General features: G+C 62.3%; 19 protein-coding genes. 8 read left to right on the forward strand and 11 right to left on the reverse strand.

Translation table 11 applies throughout. From position 1 onward, the window contains the following. Nucleotides 1-72: 72 nt before the first annotated feature. The 3 genes from AB5Y83_RS00365 (at nucleotide 73) to AB5Y83_RS00375 (ending at nucleotide 2,694) form a co-directional block, all read left to right on the forward strand. Complete coding sequence (locus AB5Y83_RS00365; protein WP_368174482.1) at nucleotides 73-1,695, forward strand: methyl-accepting chemotaxis protein; 1,623 nt, start codon at nucleotides 73-75, stop codon at nucleotides 1,693-1,695. A gap of 175 nt (nucleotides 1,696-1,870) precedes the next feature. Then, nucleotides 1,871-2,401, forward strand: coding sequence for a DUF1523 family protein (locus tag AB5Y83_RS00370; RefSeq protein WP_005344342.1), 531 nt, complete (start codon nucleotides 1,871-1,873; stop codon nucleotides 2,399-2,401). Then, nucleotides 2,398-2,694 carry a helix-turn-helix domain-containing protein gene (locus AB5Y83_RS00375; protein ID WP_005344341.1) on the forward strand — a complete coding sequence of 99 codons (297 nt, stop codon included), beginning with the start codon at nucleotides 2,398-2,400 and terminating at the stop codon, nucleotides 2,692-2,694. The genes AB5Y83_RS00370 and AB5Y83_RS00375 overlap by 4 nt, the downstream gene beginning before the upstream one ends. A 215-nt stretch (nucleotides 2,695-2,909) precedes the next feature. On the opposite strand, the gene AB5Y83_RS00380 is transcribed toward AB5Y83_RS00375, so the two are convergent. After that, nucleotides 2,910-3,377 carry a hypothetical protein gene (locus AB5Y83_RS00380; protein ID WP_368174483.1) on the reverse strand — a complete coding sequence of 156 codons (468 nt, stop codon included), beginning with the start codon at nucleotides 3,375-3,377 and terminating at the stop codon, nucleotides 2,910-2,912. Between the two features lie 34 nt (nucleotides 3,378-3,411). Then, nucleotides 3,412-4,347: a pyrimidine-specific ribonucleoside hydrolase RihA gene (gene rihA, locus AB5Y83_RS00385; RefSeq protein WP_368174484.1), complete on the reverse strand. Its 936-nt coding sequence runs from the start codon at nucleotides 4,345-4,347 to the stop codon at nucleotides 3,412-3,414. Nucleotides 4,348-4,569: 222 nt separating this feature from the next. Here rihA and AB5Y83_RS00390 point away from each other — a divergent pair, with 222 nt between their 5' ends. Next, entirely contained in the window at nucleotides 4,570-5,298 is a 729-nt protein-coding gene (locus AB5Y83_RS00390; protein ID WP_368174485.1) for an RluA family pseudouridine synthase, read from the forward strand. Between the two features lie 140 nt (nucleotides 5,299-5,438). On the opposite strand, the gene udp is transcribed toward AB5Y83_RS00390, so the two are convergent. Next, the gene (gene udp / locus AB5Y83_RS00395; protein ID WP_005337975.1) at nucleotides 5,439-6,194 is read right to left on the reverse strand and encodes a uridine phosphorylase; all 756 of its coding nucleotides are present in this window, start codon (nucleotides 6,192-6,194) and stop codon (nucleotides 5,439-5,441) included. Nucleotides 6,195-6,625: 431 nt separating this feature from the next. Here udp and yiaY point away from each other — a divergent pair, with 431 nt between their 5' ends. The 3 genes from yiaY to AB5Y83_RS00410 all read left to right on the forward strand — a co-directional run bounded on the left by yiaY (nucleotide 6,626) and on the right by AB5Y83_RS00410 (nucleotide 9,039). After that, the gene (gene yiaY / locus AB5Y83_RS00400) at nucleotides 6,626-7,777 is read left to right on the forward strand and encodes an L-threonine dehydrogenase (protein WP_005337978.1); all 1,152 of its coding nucleotides are present in this window, start codon (nucleotides 6,626-6,628) and stop codon (nucleotides 7,775-7,777) included. A gap of 135 nt (nucleotides 7,778-7,912) precedes the next feature. Next, a complete protein-coding gene (bamE, locus tag AB5Y83_RS00405) occupies nucleotides 7,913-8,251 on the forward strand; it encodes an outer membrane protein assembly factor BamE (RefSeq protein ID WP_005337980.1) in 339 nt (112 codons plus the stop codon). Between the two features lie 158 nt (nucleotides 8,252-8,409). Beyond that, complete coding sequence (locus AB5Y83_RS00410) at nucleotides 8,410-9,039, forward strand: NAD(P)H-binding protein (RefSeq protein ID WP_368174486.1); 630 nt, start codon at nucleotides 8,410-8,412, stop codon at nucleotides 9,037-9,039. 149 nt (nucleotides 9,040-9,188) lie between these two features. On the opposite strand, the gene AB5Y83_RS00415 is transcribed toward AB5Y83_RS00410, so the two are convergent. Together AB5Y83_RS00415 and AB5Y83_RS00420 are read right to left on the reverse strand one after the other, a co-directional pair. Next, nucleotides 9,189-10,883, reverse strand: coding sequence for a pyridoxal-dependent decarboxylase (locus AB5Y83_RS00415; protein WP_110302826.1), 1,695 nt, complete (start codon nucleotides 10,881-10,883; stop codon nucleotides 9,189-9,191). A 223-nt stretch (nucleotides 10,884-11,106) separates the two neighbouring features. Further along, the gene (locus AB5Y83_RS00420) at nucleotides 11,107-12,123 is read right to left on the reverse strand and encodes a lipoate--protein ligase A (protein ID WP_368174487.1); all 1,017 of its coding nucleotides are present in this window, start codon (nucleotides 12,121-12,123) and stop codon (nucleotides 11,107-11,109) included. Nucleotides 12,124-12,553: 430 nt separating this feature from the next. Here AB5Y83_RS00420 and AB5Y83_RS00425 point away from each other — a divergent pair, with 430 nt between their 5' ends. Next, nucleotides 12,554-15,016 (forward strand): diguanylate cyclase, encoded by a 2,463-nt coding sequence (locus AB5Y83_RS00425; protein WP_368174488.1) that lies wholly within the window; start codon nucleotides 12,554-12,556, stop codon nucleotides 15,014-15,016. Between the two features lie 50 nt (nucleotides 15,017-15,066). Here AB5Y83_RS00425 and AB5Y83_RS00430 read toward each other — a convergent pair whose 3' ends face one another. From AB5Y83_RS00430 to AB5Y83_RS00455, 6 genes are read right to left on the reverse strand one after another with little or no spacing between them, the layout of a single operon-like run. Further along, complete coding sequence (locus AB5Y83_RS00430; RefSeq protein ID WP_368174489.1) at nucleotides 15,067-16,281, reverse strand: ABC transporter permease; 1,215 nt, start codon at nucleotides 16,279-16,281, stop codon at nucleotides 15,067-15,069. Continuing rightward, nucleotides 16,266-17,480 carry an ABC transporter permease gene (locus AB5Y83_RS00435; RefSeq protein WP_076492371.1) on the reverse strand — a complete coding sequence of 405 codons (1,215 nt, stop codon included), beginning with the start codon at nucleotides 17,478-17,480 and terminating at the stop codon, nucleotides 16,266-16,268. Before AB5Y83_RS00435 ends, AB5Y83_RS00430 begins: the two co-directional genes overlap by 16 nt. Next, nucleotides 17,481-18,170: an ABC transporter ATP-binding protein gene (locus AB5Y83_RS00440; protein ID WP_368174490.1), complete on the reverse strand. Its 690-nt coding sequence runs from the start codon at nucleotides 18,168-18,170 to the stop codon at nucleotides 17,481-17,483. Then, entirely contained in the window at nucleotides 18,163-19,302 is a 1,140-nt protein-coding gene (locus AB5Y83_RS00445; RefSeq protein WP_368174491.1) for an efflux RND transporter periplasmic adaptor subunit, read from the reverse strand. The genes AB5Y83_RS00440 and AB5Y83_RS00445 overlap by 8 nt, the downstream gene beginning before the upstream one ends. 27 nt (nucleotides 19,303-19,329) lie before the next feature. Further along, nucleotides 19,330-22,494, reverse strand: coding sequence for an efflux RND transporter permease subunit (locus tag AB5Y83_RS00450; RefSeq protein WP_368174492.1), 3,165 nt, complete (start codon nucleotides 22,492-22,494; stop codon nucleotides 19,330-19,332). Next, nucleotides 22,487-23,527, reverse strand: coding sequence for an efflux RND transporter periplasmic adaptor subunit (locus AB5Y83_RS00455; RefSeq protein WP_107684171.1), 1,041 nt, complete (start codon nucleotides 23,525-23,527; stop codon nucleotides 22,487-22,489). Before AB5Y83_RS00455 ends, AB5Y83_RS00450 begins: the two co-directional genes overlap by 8 nt. Nucleotides 23,528-23,565: the final 38 nt, after the last annotated feature.

The following is a 23,565-nucleotide window of genomic DNA, read 5'->3' on the forward strand; positions in this document are numbered from 1 at the left end:
TAAAAGCCTGTGACAGCTCCTGACGTGCATGTGTAATATGTCGGCTCCTCCAATTCCGGATTAGAGCCATTTATGTCATTGAATAATCTATCAATACGTGTCCAGGTCTTGATACCTTTGCTGCTGGCCAGCCTGCTGATGATGGTGATGATCGCCATCAGCAAACAGGGTCTGGATGAAGCCATCAATGACATAGATGAGACGACCCAGACCGTGGTCCAGCACAAGGACGATATTGCCAAACTGATCCACGCCACCTACCGGCTGCGCACCAGCGCCATCTATGGCCTCTACGATGCCAAGCTGTTTGCCGCTCTGCCCGCAAACCTCAACAGCGCCGAGCAGGAGATCAACGCCATCCTCGGCCGTCTGGTGCTCCCCGGTGCCGAGCAGGATAACCGGCAGGTCGCTGCCGCCCTGCAGGCCTACCTCAGCCATACCCGCAGCAACATGCTGCCGCTGCTGGCGCAAAAACATCAGGGTGGCGGCGATCCGGTCGCCTACGAGGCGGCTCGCCTCCATTTCCGCGAGCTGGGTGAACAGCTGATCAAGCAGATCGACAGCATGTCCGCCCACATCAACCAGCTGATCCAGCAAGAGCTGGCCGAAGAGCAGGCCCACTACGACGCCACCCTGCTGCGTACCCTGCTGCTCACCGCCGGTACCCTGCTGGCGGCGCTGATCTGTGGCTGGGTCCTCTCCGGGCGCATCGTCAGCCCCATCAGTCAGCTACAAGAGGTGATGCACGCCGTGGCGCAAGGGCGCTTCAACGTGCGCGCCAAAGCGGAGGGCAACAACGAGCTGACCCGTCTGGCCAAAGATATCAATCTCACTCTGGGGCAACTTGGTAACACCATCGAGAACCTGACCGGGATCAGCAACAGCGTTGCCTCCGCCGCCACCGAGCTGGCCGCCGTGATGACCCAGTCCGAGGCCAATGCAAAGCAGCAGCACAGCGAGATCGAACAGGTCGCCTCCGCCGTAACCGAACTCTCCAGCACCGCTGACAACGTCAACCACAATGCAGCCATCGCCGACGAGCTGGCGCGGGATGCCAATGGCCGGGTCGAACAGGGGCTCGCCCTCTTTACCGAAAGCATCGCCGCCAACAGCCGGATGGCAGGCAGTCTGGAAGATGCCGCCGCCATCGTGGCCCAGCTCAAATCCCAGTCCGAGCAGATCGGCAAGGTAATTGAAGTGATCCAGGGGATCTCCGAGCAGACCAACCTGCTGGCGCTCAATGCCGCCATCGAAGCGGCCCGTGCCGGTGAAACGGGGCGTGGTTTTGCGGTGGTGGCCGACGAGGTGAGAATGCTGGCAGCCCGTACCCAGGACTCCACCAAGGAGATCCAGGCCATCATCGAGCGGCTGCAGGGCCAGTCCCAGTCCGCCAACAACGGCGTGCAGGAGACCCTAGAGATCCTCAGCCATAACCAGCGCTTGTCGGCTCAGGTGCAGGATCTGCTAAGCGGCATCACCGGTGCCGTGCGCCAGATCAACGACGCCAACGCCCAGGTCGCCACCGCCGCCGAGGAGCAGTCCTGCGTCACCGCCGACATCAACCGCAACATCACCAATATTCACGAGATCGTGAGCCAGAGCTCCGCCGGTATCAGCCAGAGCGCCAGTGCCAGCAACGAACTCTCGCAGCTCGCCGAGCAGCAGCGCAAGCAGCTCTCCCGATTCCAGCTGTAAGCACACGAAGTGAACAAGAGAAAAAGGCCCGCGAGGGCCTTTTTGATTCATGGGGCAATCCGTTTGTCCCTGTTTTAAACGCCATTTTTTGGCCAGTGGTGCCATAAGGGGCTGGGCTGCCCCGTCAAATATCGGTATGGTAGAGGCACGTTACTCCCCCTCACGTGAGCACACCATGAGCCTGAGATTCAAGAAACCCGCTTTTATCGCCCTGGGGCTCATCGCCCTCATTTCCGCCGCCTGGCTCGACTACTACCTGCCGGAGCACACCATCGCCACCATCACCGGAGTCGAGGTAAAGCGCACCGACAAGGATGGCCCCATCAGCCAGAAGAACCCGGCTGACGGCCCCACCACCGACGTCTACTACATCTATACCGAGCGTCCCGGCGAGAAGATCCGGGTGTTCCGCAATGAAGATACCGAGTGGGGCTGGCCCTTCTACTTCAAGTTCAACGCCGCCGACGTGCAGGCCAAGGCCAAATCGATGGAGTTCGAGAAGCGCCTGGCCATCATTACTTCCTACGGCTGGCGCATCAACATGTTCTCCATGTTCCCCAACGTCACCAAGATCGAGAGCACCGAACCCGATGCCTCCACCTGGAGCTTCTTCCGCTGGTTCTGGTTCGGCCTCTGGGCACTGGTGATGGGCAAAGCGGCCATTGCGACCTGGCGCTATTTCGATCGTCTTGAGGACGAGATATGAGTGAGCCGAGTAAAACCCGCACCAGCTTCTACCGGCGGCTCTACGTGGCCTGGCTGATCAGCCAGGGCACGGATACGGTGCCCGCCATCATGGAGGCGACCGGTATGCCGCGCCGCACTGCGCAAGATACCCTGAGCGCGCTTGCCGAACTCGATATCAGCTGCGCCTTCGAGCAGACCGAGGGGGCTCGCCACCTGCAGGGGCACTACCGCATCAGCGACTGGGGTCCCATCAATCCGGCATGGATCAAGGCGCAACTGCCGCTTATCAAGGAGACGCTGAGCTATCCCTGAAATGACGTCGAGTCAGGCCTGCGACTGGGGAACCCTATTGCAATCCAGCGTGGATCAAGGCCCAGCTGCCGCTTATCAAAGAGACGCTGAGCTATCCCTGATCCGGAAACCGCTCTGCAATATCACTCTGCACTAAATAAATAGAGGGGCCAGCCGACAAGGCTGGCCCCTCTATTTCCAGGCCGATTTCCATGCCGATAGTGTGGCAGGTCGCCCTACTCGGGCATGGCCGAATCCTGCAACTCCTCGTCAGACTCCCCCTTGGTGCAATCGATGATGGAGCGCTTGGGGTTGTTGGGATCGCGCAGCAGCAAAGGGGCGGAGCCTTCATCGTGCTGCTGCTCGTCGCTAAACTCGCTGCCGTAGGCGTTGTGGGTCAACCGGCGAGCGTTGGCGATGGGAGTATCGACAAAGAGAGCATGCACTTCGAAGCTGGAAGCGGGCACGATAAAGCCGACCACCGGCAAGCCGTGCAGCTCCTCGTGCACCTTGTACCAGGCAAAGCCGTCGCTCACCTTGTAGGGGGTGTAGTTGGCCAGTTGTAGATTGGCGGGCCTGCCCGTCTCATCCACATAGAGATCGGTAAATTCACAGGTCGCCAGCCCCTGCCACATCCGCTCGAATGGCGTCGCACAGCCTGTCAGTTGCAACCCGGCCAGCAGCACCAAGCCTCTCTTCCACATTCCCTGCCCCTTCTTGCAAAAAGTGAATCGGCGCTCAGCCAAAGGCCCGCAGCCGCTCGACCAGCAGATCGATAAAGCCTGCCCGATCCAGCCCCAGCAACACCAGCGCATTGGCTGGTTTGCCGGAGAGACCATAGCGATCCACCACCGTCATCCCCACGGTATGCTCGCCCCGGGTCTCGATATCGACCCGGCACTCCACGCCATGGAACAGGGCGGGATTAAGCAACCAGGCAATGGTACAGGGGTCGTGCAGCGGCGCGCCAGCAAATCCCCACTTGGGATCCCGATGGTAGATCATGAAAAAATCGAGCAGACCGGCCACACACTGGGCCACCGGATTGGTGATGGCGCGTACCCGTTCGATATCCTCGTCCATTACCTGCGCCTCGTGGGTCACATCGAGGCCGCACATGGTGATGGGGATGCCCGACTTGAAGACCATATCGGCCGCTTCCGGGTCCACATAAATATTGAATTCCGCCGCTGGTGTCCAGTTGCCGGCCCCTGCGGCGCCCCCCATCAGCACGATGCGGGCGATCTTGACCTTTAGCTCCGGGTGAGCTGCCAGCAACAGGGCGATATTGGTGAGCGGGCCGGTCGGCACCAGAGTCACGGGCTCCGCGCTCTCGCGCAGACATCTGGCCATCAGCTCGATCCCCGTCATCGCTTGCGGGGCAAAAGCGGGATCCGGCAGTTTGGGGCCATCGAGACCCGATTCGCCATGGACGTTGTCGGCGATGATAAGCTCCCGGGCCAGCGGTTTCGGCGCCCCGGCCGCCACCGGAATATCGTCCCGCCCCAGCAAGGTGAGGATGCGCAGGGCATTGTTGAGGGTCTTGTCCGGTGTCTGGTTGCCCGCGCTGGTGGTGACCGCCAGCACCTTCAGTTCAGGGCTGGCCAGCGCCAGAATGAGGGCGATGGCGTCGTCGTGGCCGGGATCACAATCGAGAATAACGGGCAGTGCCATGGGATGAGTCCTTACAACATAACAGGGAGCCATACCTTAACAAGCAAGCCTCGGATGAACTCGGGAAGGGGTCACAAAACGGGGCCTTGTTGCTGACCTGGGCGGTTTGCACGGCACGCCACCTAGCTCAACACGGCTCACTATCAAAAGTTTGCATGGCGTCATGCCGTTCATTTTCCGAGGCAGCGCACCGCCCATTCGCCCGGCCGCGCCGGTTCGGGTATGATCGTCCCCCGTTTCCAGCCCGTGTGCCCTATGTCCGTTATCGTCGACACCTTTATCGCCCCGCCCTGCAAGGCCACCATCGAGATCCTGTTCGAGGATGAACACCTGCTGCTAATCAACAAGCCAAGCGGCCTGCTGAGTCTGTCAGGCAAGAACCCGCAGAACCTCGACTCGGTTCACTATCGACTGGTGCAGGATTTCCCAGGCTGCACCCTGGTGCATCGCCTAGATTTTGGCACCTCAGGCATCATGGTGGTGGCCAAAAACAAGGCCATCAACGCCCAGCTCTGCCAACAGTTCAGCCAGCGGGCGGTGAGCAAGGCCTACAGCGCCCTGCTGTGCGGTCATTTGATTGACGACGAAGGGGTTATCGACGCCCCCATCGCCAAGGATCCGTCGATTTTCCCGCTGATGAAGATCTGCGCCGCCAGCGGCAAACCCGCCCGCTCCCGCTATCGGGTGATTGAGCGGCTGGCGCAGCAGATGCAGGGACAGACCGTGCCACTGACCCGAGTACGACTGGTGCCGGAGACCGGTCGCACCCATCAGCTGCGCATCCACAGTCAGCTGCTGGGTCATCCCATTCTCGGTTGCGATCTCTATGGTGGCCTGCTTCCCCCCGGCTGCGAACAGGCGCCGCGGCTGATGCTGCACGCCAGCGAGCTGGATTTTACTCATCAGGTGAGCGGCGAGCCGATGCAGATCCGCTGTGCAGCGCCTTTTTAGGAGCAATAAGTAGAGACAACCAGCGCAAGTGCGATGGAATCAGTGAAAGGGGTGACGGAAGAGGAAAAGCGGCAAACGGCGGATAAAGATAGGGGCCGCGCTTTCGCAACGGCCCCCACCCCCCACTCTTTGTGGTGCTATCAGATCAGCTTGCGGGCAGCGCCCAATACGATCTTGATGGCATCAGATTCGGTCTTCGCCATGGTCTCGGCGTTCGGGATTTCCTGCTGGGTACGGTTGACGATAACGCCAGCCACCATACCGGCACGCAGGCCCTGGCTGGAGCACATGGTCAGCAGGGTTGCGGACTCCATCTCATAGTTCAGCACGCCCATGGCTTGCCACTCTTTCATGGAACCCTGGAAACGGCTCACTACACGGCCTGATACGGTGTCGTAACGCTCCTGACCCGGGTAGAAGGTGTCAGAGGAGGCAGTCACACCGATGTGCAGCTTGGAGCCCATCTCTTTGGCGGTGTTCACCAGCGCGGTGGTGCAGTCGAAGTCGGCAACAGCCGGGAACTCCATCGGTGCGAAGTGAAGGCTGGCACCGTCGAGGCGCACGGAACCGGTGGTCACGATCACGTCACCCACGTTCAGGTGCGGCTGGATGGCGCCGGTGGTGCCGATACGCAGGAAGGTGCGGATGCCAAGCTGGGCCAGCTCTTCTACCGCGATGGAGGTGGACGGGCCACCGATACCGGTAGAGCAGATGATCACGGCCTTGCCGTCCATCTCGCCGCGCCAGGTAGTGAATTCACGATGGCTGGCCAGGTGCACCGGGTTATCCAACAGCTCTGCGATACGCTTCACGCGCTCGGGGTCACCGGGGACGATCGCCAGGGTGGCGCCTTGCAGATCCGCTTTCTTCAAACCCAAGTGAAATACATCAGACATATTGGACTCCTGGTTGCCCCCTGCCAGCATGGTCAGGGCACAAGTTAAGATGATTCTTCTGGTTGCCCCCTGCCAGCATGGTCAGGGCACAAGTTAAGATGATTCTTTATGATACTTTCAAGCCTTTACCCCCCTCTTCGGGGAGGCGCCAACTATGGTCGAAAGCGCTTTCCAATTCCTTGAAGCGCCTCACACTTCCACGCATTGACAGTGACAAACATTGCGCAAAACGTTTGCTAACTCAATGAAATAATTGACAAACGTTTTTCTGCTAATCGAGTCAGATGCGGGAAAGTCAAGCCTGGTTCAGCGCTTAATTAACGACTCGTGATCGACCCCGTAAAGTTGTAAATAAGATGCTTTTGTATCCCTTTCTAGATGGTAGCCTAACTCTCAACTACCACTTAATGGCTAACTATAGGAAGTCCATCATGGCTACATTCAAATTCTATATTCCCGCAATCAACCTGATGGGTGCCGGCTGTCTGCAAGAGGCAGCCGCCGATATCAAGGGTTACGGCTATCGCAAGGCGTTGATCGTCACCGACAAAATTCTCAACCAGATCGGCGTGGTCGCCAAGCTCACCACCCTGCTGGCTGAACATGGTATTGAAAGCGCTGTTTTCGATGAGACCAAACCCAACCCCACTACCAGCAACGTCGAAGCGGGTCTGGCCATGATCAAGGCCAACGGCTGCGATTGTGTCATCTCGCTGGGTGGCGGCTCGCCCCACGACTGCGCCAAGGGTATCGCGCTGGTCGCCGCCAACGGTGGCAGCATCAAGGATTACGAAGGGGTGGATCGCTCCGCCAAACCGCAACTGCCGCTTATCGCCATCAACACCACCGCCGGTACCGCCTCCGAGATGACCCGCTTCTGCATCATCACCGACGAAGCGCGCCACGTGAAAATGGCCATCATCGACAAGCACGTTACCCCGCTGATGTCGGTCAACGACCCCGAGCTGATGCTGGCCAAGCCAGCCGGTCTCACCGCCGCCACCGGTATGGATGCCCTGACCCACGCCATCGAGGCCTATGTCTCCACCATCGCCACCCCGGTGACCGATGCCAGCGCCGTGATGGCCATCGAGCTGATTGCCAAGCACCTGCGCACCGCCGTTCACCATGGCGATGACCTGCATGCCCGCGAGCAGATGGCCTACGCCCAGTTCCTGGCCGGCATGGCTTTCAACAACGCAAGCCTGGGCTATGTGCACGCCATGGCCCACCAGCTGGGCGGTTTCTACGACCTGCCCCACGGTGTCTGCAACGCCGTGCTGCTGCCCCACGTTCAGGCGTTCAACGCCCAGGTGAGCGCGGCTCGTCTGAAGGATGTGGCCCGCTACATGGGGGTGGATGTGAGCGCCATGAACGACGAGCAGGGCGCCGCCGCTGCCATTGCCGCCATCAAGCAGCTGGCGCTGGATGTGAAGATCCCGGCCGGTCTGGAGCAGCTCGGCGTCAAGGCCGATGACTTCGATACCCTGGCCAGCAACGCCCTGAAAGATGCTTGCGGCTTCACCAACCCGAAACAGGCGAGCCACGAAGAGATCGTCGCCATCTTCCGCGCGGCGATGTGACAGCAGCGGATTGCCAGAAAGGGTCGCAGTGCGACCCTTTTTATTGGCTGATGGATCAATGGCTTTTTACTTCCGTGGAGGGAGTCGGTATGATTTGCCGAGCCAAAAAGACTGTATGGATGATCTGAACTCGATATGCGGATGAAACACCTGATTGCCGCGGCTTTGACCGCCCTCACCCTCTCCGGTTGCAGCCTGGTCTATCGTATCGATATTCCCCAGGGCAACTATGTGGAACAAAAACAGGTCGACAAACTGCGCCAGGGGATGACCCGCGAGCAGGTCAGCTATGTACTGGGGACCCCCATGCTGCGTGACGGCTTTGACCCCAACACCTGGTACTACCTCTATGAATTCCAGCCGGGCCACGGCGACAAGGAGCGTAAAGAGCTCACCGTCACCTTCGCCAATGACAGGCTCACCACGGTAACGGGTGACTTCCCGCTGCCAGCGGCCTTCAATACCCCGCTCTGATATCCCGCAAAACCGGCCTCGCGCCGGTTTTGTTTTATCTGCTCCCGCTCCATTTATCCTGCCCAATACCTCACCATTGCAGCTGCCCGCAAATTGACTGATGCTGATGAGCAGCCACCATGGCATCAACACCATCGAATGACACAGGGAGAATCCCCATGAGCCGGATCCTGATTGCCGGAGCCAGCGGCCTGATTGGTCGCGAACTGGTGCAGCAACTGCCTGCCGAACATGAACTGACCCTGCTCTGTCGCAAGCCGGGCAAGGAGGCGCACCACTGGCTGCCGGTCAATTTTGATGATCTGGCCAGCGTCACCCTCTCCCGCCCGGTGGATATCGCCTTTTGTGCGCTCGGCACCACCCGCAAGGAGGCAGGCTCTGCCGAGGCGTTTCGCCGGGTCGATCTCGACTATGTGGTCGCCTTTGCCGAGCTGGCCCGCCGTCACGGCTGTCAGCGCCTTATCGTGGTCTCGAGCATGGGGGCCAGTGCATCGTCCCCGGCTCTCTATCCGCGTACCAAGGGGGAGATGGAGCAGGCCCTACTGGCCCAATCCTGGCCACGGCTCGCCATCGTGCGGCCCGCTATGCTGCTCGGGGATCGCCAGCCACCGCGCCTCTCCGAGCAGATCTTTCAGACCATCTACCCGCTGTTTCGGCCACTGCTGGTGGGCAAACTCGCCTGCTGGCGCGCCATCGAGGCCAGTCAGGTGGCTCGCGCCATGATCGCCCTCTCGAAACTGCCCGCCGGGTGCGAGATTGTCGAGAATGAGCAACTGCTGGCCCTCTGAGCACGGCCTTCCCCACTACTTACGCACAGTGCTGCAAAAACAGCAGGGCAAGCCAATTGGCTTGCCCTTTCCTTTGTTTATCTCTTGGCGAGGTACCCTGACCGCCTCTTGCCATCACAGGCCGTGCTCGACTGTCAGGGCAACATCCATCAACCGCGAATATGGTCGATAAAGGCGTCGATCTGCTCGCGAGTGCAAGCCGGATTCATAAAGACCGCCTTCTCCCCGGCGATGTAGGAGTACTTGCCGCGGGCGTCATAGTCGGAGTGGGCCACCGCCTCCACCCAGTTGGTGTAGAGCCCCACCTTGCCACGCCCCTTGAACAGGCTGCGGTGGTAGTCAGTGTTGCGCTGCAGCCGCGCCTTGTAGGCAGGATCGCTGGAACGCGCCAGCTCGAAGGCGAACTCGGCCTCCGGATCGCTCACCCACTCGGGGTTGTAGATCTTGAAGCCGACACTCGGCCCCTGATTCTCCTGCGCCACCAGCTTGACGTTGCCCAGCTGGCTTAACCGGAAGCGGAAGTAGTTGGCATTTTGCAGGCAGTGGGCCAACACGGTGCGATACCCCTCCACCCCCATATAGTTGAGCGCCGCATAGGCACCGAACAGACCACTCGCGCCACGAGAGCACTCGATGGTGGATTGCAGGTGGGTCTGGCCCTGAATGTCCCGCTCGAAGTAGGAGAAGTTCTCCGGGTCATTCTCCATCGCCTTGAGGTCATCCTGCTCCTTGATCATCACCAGACTGGAGGTGTAGGGCACATAGCCCCACTTCTGGAAGTCGACGGTGAAGGAGTCGGCATATTTGAGCTCGGCAAAGCGCGCCACGTTGCGCTCGATCCCCGCCAGAGTGGCGCTGTTGATGGCGAGCGGGTTGGCGGCAAAGTCGTAACCCAGGAAGAAGATCATCGACCAGCCGATGGCGGCGTCGACGTGGATATGGGGCTTGACCGCCACCTCGAACTGCTCGCAGAGGCGATTGCGCAGCTCGAACACGGGTTTCACCTGATCCACCCCGAACGTGTCGGTGGTGCCCATGGTGAGCATGATGGTGGGCACCACGTGTTTCAGGGCAAAACAGGCGGTCAGGGTGCGCTCGAGGTGGTCGAGATCGATGTCATTGTTCTCCCCCACCTGAATGCGGATAGTCTTGTTCTCGATATCGACCCCGAGCAGGGAGAGGTTGGTGATGTTGGAGTAGTGACCGCCCTGGGAGTTGATGATGCGGTAATCCTGATAGTGGCCTAGCCCCTTGTGCTTGGCCTCCGGCAAGGTTTTGCGAATGCCGAGCAGGTAGCCGTAGAGGTTACAGAAGGTCCCCCCCTGGGTGAAGATGCCGGTGGCCCGCTCGGGGTCATAGCCTGCCAGCAGCGCAATCTGGCGCACCACCTTCTTTTCCAGCTCCTCGGCGACCCCGGCGTATTCGGAGTAGACCAGATTGGGGTTGGCCAGAATGCCCAGCTGGGCACCGTAGATGGCGGGATCCGCCGACATGGTGATGACGTTCTCGACGCTGGAGGGGTTCTCCCAATCCTTCGATAGAGCAGCGGCAAACAGCAACTCGGCCATCGGCTCGCCCGGGGTGCGCATGGTGGCGGGCACCGGCATGGTCTCGCAGAGATCGGCCAGGCGGGCACGGCCATCAGGCCAGGCGTTCAGGCGGGCATCCGGCGCCAGGCCACGGGCCCGAAATTCGTTGAGGGTGGCAAATCCGGGTTCGCGAAAAACGGGCCAGAGATCGGGATTGCGCGAGAAAAAGTTGGCTTTGACGGTGGCGAAACGGGCGGAGAAATCGGGGTGGACGGCATTGACGCTTTCGTCTTGCAGATAAACTAAGTCACTCATTTTTATACCATTAGTACAGCAAATGTGCGGCCGTTATACCCCTGTACCAGCGGGGCCAACAGTGACAATATCTAATGGCCTACCCTACTTTTTGTCATGTATCAGCCATGACAAGGGCTGGCAAAAAGGCGCCTTTGAGGCGCCTCTTTATATTTCGTGATCTTGCTCCCATCCTGGCTGACAGAGTCCTTACTACCAGACCGCCATCAGTGCAGCGCTCCCCTCAACGCAGGGAGGCCAACAGCCACTCGGCAAACTCCGCCAGCTCGCTCTGCTGCTGCGGAAAGGCCGCCAGCCAGGGCTGCAGGCGCGCGGCGACAGCGTCCGGTCGATAGCCGCAACCCGCCAGTTCGGCCGCCAGCAGATCAAACGGGGCCGGCTCCAGAGTATCGCTAAAGAGTTGCGCCCGGGTGATGACCCCTTTCTCCACATCAAAGTGCAACTCAACCCCACCCCAGCTGAACCGCTCCTCCAGCAGATGGCTGAACGCCGGAGCATGGCCATAGTTCCACTCCCAGCTGCGCTGGCGGGCGAAGGTCTCGGCAAAGCCCGGCAGATCCGGCATCTGCTCCGGGGAGATATGCTCGGGCTCAACTCGCGCGCCGTAATGGTGGAAAAAGGCCTCCTGCAGCGCCTTGCTCACCTGTTGATGGTCGATCCCCGGCAGCAGTTCGCACAGATTGGCCACCCGGCTGCGCACCGAGGTGATCCCCTTGGCCGCCAGCTTCTTGGGGTCGGGGTTGAGGTAGTTGGCAAGGCGGCCGAGATCGGCGTCCAGCAGCAGGGTGCCGTGGTGAAACCCGCGATCCAGGGTCTCCCTGTAAGCCGAACCCGATACCTTGCGCTCCCCGTCCGGGGTGCCCACCAGCAGGTCGTTGCGACCGGAGGCAAAGGCCTCGATCCCCAGTCGCTTGAGCCCGTCCAGCACGATGGCGGTGGAGACGCTCTTGTCATACTCCGGCTTGCCCGCCATGAAGGTGAAGCAGCTGTTGCCAAGGTCGTGGAACACGGCGCCGCCGCCACTGCTGCGACGCGCCAGGGTGACCCCGTCTTCTTCCATGCGGCGGGTGTTGCACTCCTTCCACGGATTCTGGGCACGACCGATCACCACGGTATTGGCGTTGCGCCAGAGGAACAGCACCCGCTGACCGGGGTCCATCTGGCGGAAGATGCACTCCTCAACGGCCAGATTGAACAGGGGATCGTGAGAGTCGGAGAGAAGCAGACGCAAGCGGGACATAAAAAGACCTTATCCGGAACTGGGGGCAGCATGATAACACTGACGGGGTACCATCACTGAGCTGTCGCACATTAACCGGTGCGCAGCAGCCGCGATACATTTGCGTCACACCTGACTGCCCCATAAAAGTATCTATTGATATAACGACACAGCTTGACGTGCAACCACGGAAAAAATGCAGTCAAGCCACAATGACAACGATAAAAACGGGAAAAAGTGGCTAGAATGCGACCACTTAGATAGGCCATATGACTCTCTTATTGGTCACATAACTTGCAAAAAAACGGCATGTATCCATCCCGTGTGATGAACGACACAAAAATGACTTCCCAACCCCCCTATACCCCATTGCAAACGCCTTTTCTCCCCTTGCAGGTGACACAAAATTGCTTGAATCTAGCCTAGACATCGCTCCCGAGAGAAACGTTGTATGACGGAGAACGCAGCCCCCCGCCAGCCCCTCAGCTGGTTTCTGCCAATGCTGGTCAGTATGGTCATCGCGACCCTGACCTCTTCCCCCGTGCGAGCCGGCGAGCAGGTCATCGTCCAGTTGCCGTGGCAACACCAGTTCCAGTTTGCCGGTTACTACGCGGCCATCGCCAAAGGGTTTTATCGGGAGGCCGGTCTGCATGTCACCCTGCGCGAAGCGGACTCCCGCACCGATGTGGTCAGCGAGGTGATCTCGGGAAAGGCCCAGTTTGGCATCAGCGGCAGTGATCTGCTGCTGGATCGGGCTGCCGGTCGCCCGGTGGTGGTGCTCGCCGCCCTGCTGCAGCACTCGCCGCTGGTTCTGCTCACGCTGGATCGGCCAGATATTCGCAACCCGGCCGATCTGGCCAACAAGCGACTGATGCTGGAGCCGGGCTCCAACGAGCTGCTGACCTACCTTTCCCACCAGACCCGCAGCCGCGACTGGGTCACCCTTCCCTACAAACAGGGGATTCAGGCACTGCTGGCGGGCAAGGTGGATGCCATCAGCGCCTACAGCACTACCGAGCCCTTCTATCTGCAACAAAAAGGGATCCCCTATCGGGTCTTCAGTCCGCGCACCATCGACTTCGACTTCTACGGCGACAACCTGTTTACCTCCGAGCGGGAGCTGATCACCCGACAGGATCGGGTCTACGCCTTCCAGCAGGCCAGCCTCAAGGGGTGGCGCTATGCGATGGACCACCCCGACGAGATGATCAACCTCATCATGGAGCAGTACCCGACCGGGGCTGGCCGTGAACAGCTGGAGTTCGAGGCGCGCGAAACCAGAGAGCTGATGCAGCCGGATCTGATCGAACCTGGCTACATGCAACAGGAGCGCTGGCTGCAGATCGCCAAAACCTATCTGGAGGCGGGCATGCTCACGGTATTGCCCAACCTCGACCGCTTTATCTACGACCCGGCGCAGGAGCGGCTGCGCCAGCAACGGCAACTGCTCGACAAGAGCGTGGCGGTGGCCATGCTCATCACCTTTACCCTGATGACCCTGCTCGGCATCTTCTTGCACCTCTATCTGCGCCTGCGCCAGGAGGCGCGGGATCGCCAGCGGCTGACCCGTGAACTGGCCCAGAGCGAGCAGCACTATCGCTTCGTGGCGGAGAACAGCGCCGATGTGATCTGGACCATGGATGCCGCCAGCTTGCGCTTTCGCTATGTCAGCCCGGCCATCGCCCCTCTGAGCGGCTACGAAGCCCCCGAGCTGTTTGCCCTGCCCCTCAAACAGCTGCTGCCGGATGCCTCAAGGCAGCTGCTGCGCGAGGAGATCTCCGCCACCCTGGAGGCCTGGCAGCGGGGGGAACATGACCAGACCCGCCGGGTCATTCGCACCCAGTTGCGCCACAAGGATGGCCATCTGGTGGCGACCGAGACCATCACCACCCTCCATGGCAACCACAACGCCCAGCCGGAGGCGATCCTCGGGGTCACCCGGGATATCACCGAGCGGGCAGCGCGAGAGGAGATGATGCGCCGCCTCGCCTTCTACGACCCCCTCACCGGGCTGCCCAATCGCCGCTTGCTGCAACAACGGCTCAAGGAGCTGATGGAGCAAGAGACGCCCCGTCCGCTGGCGCTGATGTTTATCGATCTCGATCACTTCAAGCCGATCAACGACACCTTCGGCCATGAGACCGGGGATATTCTGCTCAATATGGTGGCCGAGCGGATGAGCCACTGCGTGCGCAAACAGGATCTGGTGGCACGGCTGGGGGGCGATGAATTCGTTATCTTGCTGCCGGAGAGTGGCGACGAAGTGCTGGCGGTGGCCGACAAGCTGCACCAGCAGCTGCGCCATCCGTTCCAGCTGGAGGGACAGGAGCTGCTCATCTCCAGCAGTATCGGGCTGGCGCTCTATCCCGAGCACGGGGAGGATGCCAAGACCCTGATGCACCACGCCGATCAGGCCATGTATCAGGCGAAGAATCGCGGCCGCGGCCGGGTCTGCCTCTATACCGAAGGCCTTGATCCCGAGCAGGGGGCACTGCTGTGGCAACCCGGCCACGAGTGCGGTCACCCGCGCATCGATGCCGAGCATCGCCAGCTCTTCGTATTGACCAACCGGCTGCTGGAGCGGATGAAAGATCAGCACGAGGATCCGGCCCCGTTTCTGGAGAGTCTGGAGAGCCTGTTCGACATGGCCCGCCATCACTTCGCCTTTGAAGAGCTGATGCTGGCGGAGATCGACTACGAGGAACTCGTCAGCCACCGTCAGGATCACCAGCGCCTGCTCAACAAGGCAGGCCAGCTGTTGCACGCCGCCAAAGCGGGGACGCTGGGCAACGACGAACTGCTCAACTTCATCATTCAGGAGCTGGTGGTCGGCCACATGAGTCAGGCGGATCGCCGCTACTTCCCCCTATTCAGATCTGAACGCAGCCTGTCGGTTGCGGAGGGGGTCGCCTAGTCCCCCCTGTTCAGACCCGAGCGCAACGCGCCTCTTGCGAAAGGGTCGGCCTAGTCACCGCGCAGGGCAACCACTGGGTCGAGACGCACCGCCCGCAAAGCGGGGGCGACCCCGGCCAGCAGACCCACCAGGGCGCAGCAACCGAGCGCCAGCAGCAGATAGAGAGGATGGAGGGTGAGCGGCAAGCCGGCCGCCAGCAGGGTAAGCAGCAGCTTGAGCCCGCCGAGCAGGGCCAGCCCCATGGCCCCGCCCAGCAGCGCCAGCACCACGGCTTCGAGCAGGAACAACAATAGAATGCGCCGCCGTGGGCAACCCAGCGCCATCAGCAGACCCACCTCGGGGATCCGCTCCTGCTGGGCGATGCTCATGATGCTGAAGATACCGACCGCCCCGATCAGCAGCGAGATAATGCCGAGCCCGCCAACCGCCAGCTTGATGATGGAGAGGATCTTGTCGAGGCTGGTCAGCATGTCCTGCTGGGAGGTGAGGGTGAAATCCTCGGCGCCATGGCGGGCGATCAGCACTCGCCGGATCTGGGCGGTGATGTCGGCCTCCGTCTGCCCGGCGCGATAGATGACGTCGATCTCCTGCAGCCCCTCCTTGTTGAACAGCGCCTGGGCGTGGGCGGCGGGCAGATAGATCATGTCGTCCAGATCAAAGCCGAGAAATTGCCCTTTGGGGGCCAGCACCCCGGCCACCCGAAAACGGCGATCACCGGCGCGCAGCAGACTGCCCGGCGCATCACCACCGGGAAACAGCTCAGCCGCCACCTTGGCACCCAGCACCGCATAGGCGCGGGGCATGGCACTGTCGTCCGCGGGCAGAAAACGCCCCTGCACCAGGGTGAGCCGCCAGCCGGAGAGTGCCGCCGGACCTGTGCCCAGAATGGCGGTGCTGCGGGTGAGCCCGCGGCTGCGTACCTCCCCCTGCCCCTGCACCACAGGGAGCGCCGCCTCTACCCCTGCCAATCTGGCGAGGGCATCGGCATCCTCCAGCAGCAGGGGACGGCTGCTGGAGAGGATACCGGGCGGGCCGCCGGCGGTTTCGGTCTTGCCCGGGGTCACGGCGATCAGCCGGGTGCCAAATTGGGAGAAGCTGTCGAGCAGATAGAGCCTGAGCCCCTCGCCGATGCCGGTGAGCAGGGTCACCGAGGCGATCCCGATGGCAATGCCGAGCGCCGACAGCAGGCTGCGACTGCGCCCAGCCAGCAAGGCGCGCCAGAGCCAGAACAGCAGATCAGCGGCGCGTATCAGCCACCGCTCCACTGCCCGCTGCGCAGGCTGCTGACCGGATCTTGCCGTGCCGCCCGGGAGGCGGGCAGCCAGCTAAAAAACAGCCCAGTCAGCAGGGCCGCAGGTATGGTGCAGAAAGTAGCGAGCAGAGGGACTGCCGCCGGAAATCCGGGCCAAATCACTCCGGCGAGGCCAACCAAGGCATAGCCCAACACAGTGCCAAACAGCGCGCCACTGCCGCTCAGCAGCAGCGCCTCCCACAAAAACAGCTGGCGGATCTGGCGACTGTCGGCCCCCAGCGCCTTGAGCAGGCCGATCTCGCCGGTGCGCTGGCGGGTGCTGATCAGCGCCAGATTCATCATCATGATGCCGGAGACCAGCAGGCTGATGGCGCCTATGCCGGCAACTGCCAAGGTGAGAGTCGAGAGAATGGTGGAGAAGGTGGCCAGCATGGCGTCGCGGCGCACCACGGTCACATCCAGCACCCCGTGGCGCGCCTGCATCAGCTGCTCCAGTCGCTTGACCAGCGGCGGCACGGCTTGCCCCGCCAGCGGCTGGATCAGCAGCCGAAACAGCCCCTCGGTATTGAACAGCCGCATGGCGCTACCGACCGGGATCAGCGCGGCCTCGGCCATGTCCATCCCCAGATTGCTGCTCTGGCTGGTGAAGACCCCCACCACCCGAAAGCGGCGATTGTCAAAACGCAGCCACTGTCCGACCGGATCGACCTGACCGAACAGCTCACGGGCCACCTTGGCCCCGAGCAGGACGGCCGGGCGATCCTCTGCGGCATCCCCCGGTAGCCAGCGGCCGGAGAGCAGTTCCAGCCCGTGGGTATCGCGCAGCCCGTTGCTGCTGCCAAGCAGCATGGTCTGGCGCAGCCGCGCCCCCTGTTTGGCCTCGGCAAAGCCCATCACCAGCGGCACCAGCCGCACGTTTGGCTGATGCTGGCCAAGGTAGTGCATATCATCGAGAGTGATCTGCCGCAGACTGTTGCCGGTGACCGGCGGCAGCCCGCCGGTGGTCTCCTTGCGGCCCGGGAACATCACCAGCAGATCCTTGCCAAGGGAGCTAAACTGGTCGGCCACATAGCGCCTCGCCCCCTCCCCCAGCGCGGTGAGCAGCAGCACCGAGGTGACGCTCAAGCTGACCGCCAGGATCAACACCAGCGCCCGTGAGCGCTGGCGCAGCAGGGCCACGGCGGCAAAGCGGATCACATCAGGCCGCCGCATTCACCCCCCGCCACTATCGGTATTGATACGGCCATCGTTCATCAGGATCCGCCTGCCAGCCCGATCACCGAGGCGCGGGTCGTGGGTCACCACCACCAAGGTAATACCCTGCTCCCGGTTGAGTCCCTCCAGCAGGGTAATCACCTCCTCCCCTGAGCGGGAGTCGAGATTGCCGGTGGGCTCGTCGGCCAGGATCAGCCGTGGCTCCATCGCCATGGCCCGGGCGATGGCTACCCGCTGACGCTGACCACCGGAGAGCTCGGCAGGGCGGTGTCCGGCCCGGTTCTCCAGCCCCAGCTCCCCCAGCAACTGCTGGCTGCGGCGATGGCGCTCGGCGGGAGCGATCCCGCACAGCATCAGCGGCAGCTCGACATTTTCACGGGCGGTGAGGCGGGAGATAAGGTGAAACGACTGGAACACGAAGCCGATGCGATGGCCGCGCAGCTGGGCCAGCGCCGGTTCTGACAGGGTGGCGGTATCCTCCCCTCCCAGCCAGTAACGCCCCTCATCGGGCCGATCCAGCAGCCCCAGCACATTGAGCAGGGTCGATTTGCCGGAGCCCGAGGGGCCCATCACCGCCAGATACTCCCCCTCGGCAACCCGCAGGGAAACGCGATCGAGGGCGGCCACTTCGCTCCCCCCCAGAGTGAAACGACGACTGACGGCATCAAGGCGAATGAGATCACTCATCCGTCTGCTCCGTGGCGGCGCTGAAAGGGCCCTCCCCGACAATCTGTCCGGGCTGAGCTGCCAGCCGATCACCGGCAGCGAGCCCCTCGGCCACCTCAATCCAGTTCCAGTTCTCCACGCCCCAACGGGGCACCACCCGCACCAGCTTATCCCCTTCCAGCCGCAGCACACTGCCATCGTCGGCCCGGCTGCTGGCCGCTACCCGCAGCACATCGGTAGCGCGGGTCACCTCGACCTCAAGATCGGCGCTGTAGCCGATAAGCAGGGGCACATCGGTGGGCAGGGCCGTGAGCGCCGCCTCCACCTCGACGGTGCGGGCCTGTTTCTCCAGCTCCTTCACATAGGGGGCGATGCGGGTGACGGTGGCGGCAAAATCGCGCCCGGGCATGGCGTCGAGCAGTACCCGGGCAGACTGACCCACCTTGAGGCGGGCAGCATCCACCTCATCGATGGGGGCTGAAACATAGAGACAGCGATCGTCGATGAGATCGATAACCGGAGGCATGGCCACTCCGGGCGGTGAGGGGGTCATGTATTCGCCCAGCTTGCTGTTGACCTCCGCCACCACACCGGCAAACGGCGCCTGCAGGCGGCGCTCGCTCAAGCGAGCCTCCACCTGGGCGACCTGCGCCTCGTCGACCCGCTCCTGCTGACGGGATGCCTGACAGACATAGCGGCGGGTATCGGCCAGATTCTGGGCCTGCTCGGCGAGGGTGCGGGAGGTGAGGTTTTTGGCCAGCAAGGTGGCCAGCCGGTTAGCCTCCCGCTCGTAGTAGGCCGCCTCGCTGCAACGCTCCTCGCGCTGGGTCTTGCCAAGGGCCTGCTGGGCACGGGCACGGGCAAGATCGGCGTGAATGTCGTCACTCCAGAGGGTCAGCAGCAGATCTCCCTGCGCCACCCGCTCCCCAGCCTTGACGGCGATCTGCTCCACCACGCCGCCACCGGGCAGACTGAGTCCGGCCCGCTGACACGACTTGATGGTGCCAGCCCGGGTGTTGACCACGGTGACCAGCACATCCCCCCGCCCGACTTCAGCCAGCCTGATCGGCGTCGGCTGCGGTCGCCACCACCATGCCACAGCAGCCACCGCCACCACAACGCCACTTCCCCACCACAACCAACCTCTCTTCATCGCGCATCCTTTCGCTAGTGACTCCCGTCATGTGCGTCGGGAGAGCAGGGCATAATAGAGCAAGGGTATCACCACCAGGGTGAGCAAAGTGGAGACCAGGATCCCGAAAATCAGGCTGATGGCCAGTCCGTTGAAGATGGGATCATCAAGGATAAACAGAGCCCCGATCATCGCCGCCAGCGCCGTCAGCATGATGGGTTTGGCCCGCACCTGCGCCGCTTCGATCACTGCCTGCTCGAACGCCACTCCGGCGCTGCGCTGCTGCTCGATAAAGTCCACCAGCAGGATGCTGTTGCGTACGATGATCCCGGCCAGGGCGATCATCCCGATCATCGAGGTAGCGGTAAACTGGGCTCCCAGCAGGGCGTGGCCCGGCATCACCCCTATGATGGTGAGCGGAATAGGAGCCATGATGATGAGTGGCACCAGATAGGATCGGAACTGGGCCACCACCAGCAGATAGATGAGGATCATCCCCACCCCGTAGGCGATGCCCATATCGCGGAAGGTCTCGTAGGTGATCTTCCACTCCCCGTCCCACAACAGCGACACCTCCCCCAGCTTGTCGGGCTGCTGCACGTAATACTGGGGCAGATCGATGTCGGCACCGGCGGCAAACATGCCGTAGAGCGGGCTGTCGGTATGGCCACCCATGTCGGCCACCACCATCACCATGGGCTGCATGTTCTTGTGCATGATATAGCTGGGGGCCACCTCATCACGGCGACTCACCAGCTCGGAGACCCGCACCAGCTGGCCGCTCTGGCTGCGCACCTTGAGGGCCAGCACGCCCGCCAGATCCCGTTTGTCACCGGGAGCCAGTTCGATACGGATCGGCACCGGATACTTGGCGCCGTGACCCTGCAGCCAGCTGGCATCCTGATAACCCACCCCGCCATTGAGGGTGTTCACAAGATCCCCGAGATCGACCCCGAGCAGGGCCGCCTTGCTGCTATCCACCACCAGCCGCCACTTGGGCTGCGGGTCGGTCAGATAGATATCCACATCCACCAGATCCTCGGTGGCCACAAAGCGGGCCTGTACGGCGCGAGCGGCTGCCTCACGGGCGGCAGGCGTCGGGCCATACACTTCCGCGACTATGGGGGACCAGACTGGCGGGCCGGGCGGCACCTCTACCACCTTGAGGTTGCCCCCTGCCGCACTGGCGATGGCCTGCAGCGGCTCCCGAACCGACTGGGCAATCTGGTGACTGCTGCGCTCCCGCTCATGCTTGTCCACCAGATTGACCTGAATATCCCCCACGTTGGCGCCGCTGCGGATAAAGTAGTGGCGCACCAGCCCGTTGAAATTGATGGGGGCGGCGGTGCCGGCGTAGATCTGGTAATCCTTCACCTCCTCCACCTTGGCAAGCTCCCGCCCAACCGCCAGCAGGGTGCGCTCGGTCTGCTCCAGGGTCGCCCCCTCCGGCATATCGAGCACCAGCTGAAATTCAGATTTGTTGTCAAAGGGAAGCATCTTGAGCACCACCCACTGCACCACCGGCATGGCGGTAGCCGCCCCGACCAGCAGCAACACCGCCAGCCAGAGCTTGCGTCTGGCGCGCTTGGCGCCATCACCGATCAGGAAAGGGGTCATCAGCCGGTGAAAAAGACCCGCCTTGGCCTCGCCGTGGGCACCGTGCACCTCCCCCTTGAGCAAATGGCTCGCCAGCCAGGGTGAGAAGATGAAGGCCACCAGCAGGGAGATGAGCATCCCCATGCTGGCATTGATGGGGATGGGGCTCATGTAAGGGCCCATCAGGCCGCTGACAAAGGCCATCGGCAACAGGGCCGCGATCACGGTCAGGGTCGCCAGTATGGTCGGCCCCCCCACCTCGTCCACCGCCCCCGGAATAAGCTCCTTGAGCGACCCCTTGCCCAAACCGCGATGGCGGTGGATGTTCTCCACCACCACGATAGCGTCATCCACCAGAATGCCGATGGAGAAGATCAGCGCAAACAGCGACACCCGGTTGAGGGTAAAGCCCCAGGCCCAGCTGGCAAACAGGGTCAGTGCCAGGGTGATGACGATGGCAACGCCCACCACCAGCGCCTCGCGCCAGCCCATGCTCACCAGCACCAGCAGCACCACCGCCGTGGTGGCAAAAATCAGCTTGCCGATCAGGGTGTTGGATTTGGTCTCGGCGGTGACGCCGTAGTCACGGGTCACCGTCACCTCGACTCCTGCCGGGATAAGCCGGTTCTGCAAACTCTCGACCCGCGCCTCCACCCGCTTGGCCACATCGACCGCGTTCTGGCCCGGCTGCTTGCCGATGGCCAGGGTCACCGCCGGATAACTGGCCTGCCCCAGCCCCATCCAGCTGCGTTTGGTCGGAGTCTCCTGACCCAGAGAGACCCTGGCCACCTCCCCCAGATAGACCGGCTTGCCGTCGTGCAGCCCAACCACCAGCTCTCTAGCCTCCTGCTCACTTTGCAGGAACTGCCCCACCTGCACCTTGATCTCCCGGTTATCTTGCTCGATGGCCTGTGTCGGGCCCACCTGATTGGCGGCAGCCAGTCGCTGGCTCAGCTCGCCCCAGCTGATGCCGTGGGCGCTGAGGGCCACCGGATCCGGCATCACCCGCAACACGGCGCTCTGGCTGCCCAGCGTGTAAATATCGCGGGTACCAGGAATACGCTTGAGTTCGGTCTCAAGCTCATGGGCGACCCGGGTCAGCTCGGGTGCCCCCAGTTGCTTGCTCCCCTCTTTGCTCCATAAGGTCAAACTGACGATGGGGACATCATCGATCCCCCGGGGTTTCACCAGCGGCTGACCGACTCCGATCCCCTGTGGCAACCAGTCGCGGTTGGAGTCGAGCTGGTTGTTGAGATCGACGATGGCCTGCTCGCGGCTTACCCCTACCTTGAATACCACCACCAGCAGGGCGCCATCGGGTTGGGAAAAAGAGTAGAGGGTATCAATTCCCTTTATCTGGGAAACCACCTGCTCGGCAGGGGTGGTGACGAGAGAGGCCACTTCAGCCGGAGTGGCTCCCGGGAAGGGAATGTAGACATCGGCGAAGGTGACATCAATCTGCGGCTCCTCCTCCTTGGGGGTCACCAGCACCGCAAACAGGCCGAGCAACAGCCCCACCAGCGCCAGCAGCGGCGTGATGGCCGAGCCCTGAAACAGCGCAGCCAGCCGACCGGCAGGCCCCAGCCTCTCCTTGTTGCCGTTCAGCTCGCTACTCATGGGCCACCTCCTGCTGCAGCGCCCAGGCATCGGGAGCCAGCTTGTCACCGGCTTGCAGCCCGGCCAGGATCTCGCACTGTCCTTCGACGCAATGGCCGACCCGCACCGGCGTCAGGGCCCAGCCAGCGGGCTGCTGCAGATAGACGCCGTTGAACTCACCTTGCCGCAGCAGGGCGCGATCCGGCACCTGCAACACTTGACGCTCACCCTGCTTGAGCTGCACCTTGAGCCACATGCCGGGCAATACCCCGGCGGTTTGCGGCGGCAAGTCGAGGCGCAACCTGAAGGCGTGGCTCTGGCTGTCGGCATAGTTGAAGCGGGTCAATTTGACCGGGGTAACGGCCCTGCCATCCGGCAGCAGCACTTGCATATCCGCAGGCTCACGAGCCAGCGAAAGGGCGGATTGGGGCAACTCCACCTCCACCCGCAAGGTGTCGAGGGAGAAGCCGGAGAGCAGCGGGGTACCGGGGGCGACAGTCTCCCCCAGCTCTACCAGCCGTTTGGTCACCACTCCGGCGTAAGGGGCCAGAATGCGGGTATAACCGTAGGCCTCACGGGCCTGAGTGAGGGCCGCATCGGCAGCGTTCACCTCGGCGCGGGCGGCGCGATCCGTCGCCTGGGCATTGTCGAGCTGGGCGCGGGTGATCACCCCCTTGGCAATCAGCGCCTGAAAGCGGGCGAGCTGGCGCTCGGCTTCCACTTGCTGAGCCTGCGCCCGAGCCAGCCGCGCCTCGGCCCCCGTGACGGCGGCAAACTGCTCCTTGCCGCTAATCTCCAGCAGCGGCTGCCCCGCCTGCACCTGATCGTTCACATCCACCAGCATGCGGGAGACCCGGCCGCTGGTCTGGGCCGCCACCGTCCCCTGATTGATGGCACTGACGGTGCCATCCAGCGTCAGCCAGTCGGTCACCGGCTGTGGCGCCACTGTCAACGGGGGCTCTGGCTCCCCTTCAGCGGCAAGGGCCCGGGGGGATGTCATGGCCTGCGATGTCATCACCAACAAGGTGATCCCCAGCAACCGGATCTTTTCCATCATTACTCTCCTTCCCTGGCGTAATCTGTCACTTCACG

It is taken from the genome of Aeromonas sp. R5-4 (assembly GCF_040908215.1).
Lineage (GTDB): Bacteria > Pseudomonadota > Gammaproteobacteria > Enterobacterales > Aeromonadaceae > Aeromonas > Aeromonas veronii.

Bases quoted from the DNA above. Each gene is read 5' to 3' on its own strand.
- AB5Y83_RS00365 (WP_368174482.1), top strand. From the start codon at position 73: ATGTCATTGAATAATCTATCAATACGTGTCCAGGTCTTGATACCTTTG.
- AB5Y83_RS00370 (WP_005344342.1), top strand. From the start codon at position 1,871: ATGAGCCTGAGATTCAAGAAACCCGCTTTTATCGCCCTGGGGCTCATC.
- AB5Y83_RS00375 (WP_005344341.1), top strand. From the start codon at position 2,398: ATGAGTGAGCCGAGTAAAACCCGCACCAGCTTCTACCGGCGGCTCTAC.
- AB5Y83_RS00380 (WP_368174483.1), bottom strand. From the start codon at position 3,377: ATGTGGAAGAGAGGCTTGGTGCTGCTGGCCGGGTTGCAACTGACAGGC.
- rihA (WP_368174484.1), bottom strand. From the start codon at position 4,347: ATGGCACTGCCCGTTATTCTCGATTGTGATCCCGGCCACGACGACGCC.
- AB5Y83_RS00390 (WP_368174485.1), top strand. From the start codon at position 4,570: ATGATCGTCCCCCGTTTCCAGCCCGTGTGCCCTATGTCCGTTATCGTC.
- udp (WP_005337975.1), bottom strand. From the start codon at position 6,194: ATGTCTGATGTATTTCACTTGGGTTTGAAGAAAGCGGATCTGCAAGGC.
- yiaY (WP_005337978.1), top strand. From the start codon at position 6,626: ATGGCTACATTCAAATTCTATATTCCCGCAATCAACCTGATGGGTGCC.
- bamE (WP_005337980.1), top strand. From the start codon at position 7,913: ATGCGGATGAAACACCTGATTGCCGCGGCTTTGACCGCCCTCACCCTC.
- AB5Y83_RS00410 (WP_368174486.1), top strand. From the start codon at position 8,410: ATGAGCCGGATCCTGATTGCCGGAGCCAGCGGCCTGATTGGTCGCGAA.
- AB5Y83_RS00415 (WP_110302826.1), bottom strand. From the start codon at position 10,883: ATGAGTGACTTAGTTTATCTGCAAGACGAAAGCGTCAATGCCGTCCAC.
- AB5Y83_RS00420 (WP_368174487.1), bottom strand. From the start codon at position 12,123: ATGTCCCGCTTGCGTCTGCTTCTCTCCGACTCTCACGATCCCCTGTTC.
- AB5Y83_RS00425 (WP_368174488.1), top strand. From the start codon at position 12,554: ATGACGGAGAACGCAGCCCCCCGCCAGCCCCTCAGCTGGTTTCTGCCA.
- AB5Y83_RS00435 (WP_076492371.1), bottom strand. From the start codon at position 17,480: ATGCGGCGGCCTGATGTGATCCGCTTTGCCGCCGTGGCCCTGCTGCGC.
- AB5Y83_RS00440 (WP_368174490.1), bottom strand. From the start codon at position 18,170: ATGAGTGATCTCATTCGCCTTGATGCCGTCAGTCGTCGTTTCACTCTG.
- AB5Y83_RS00445 (WP_368174491.1), bottom strand. From the start codon at position 19,302: ATGAAGAGAGGTTGGTTGTGGTGGGGAAGTGGCGTTGTGGTGGCGGTG.
- AB5Y83_RS00450 (WP_368174492.1), bottom strand. From the start codon at position 22,494: ATGAGTAGCGAGCTGAACGGCAACAAGGAGAGGCTGGGGCCTGCCGGT.
- AB5Y83_RS00455 (WP_107684171.1), bottom strand. From the start codon at position 23,527: ATGGAAAAGATCCGGTTGCTGGGGATCACCTTGTTGGTGATGACATCG.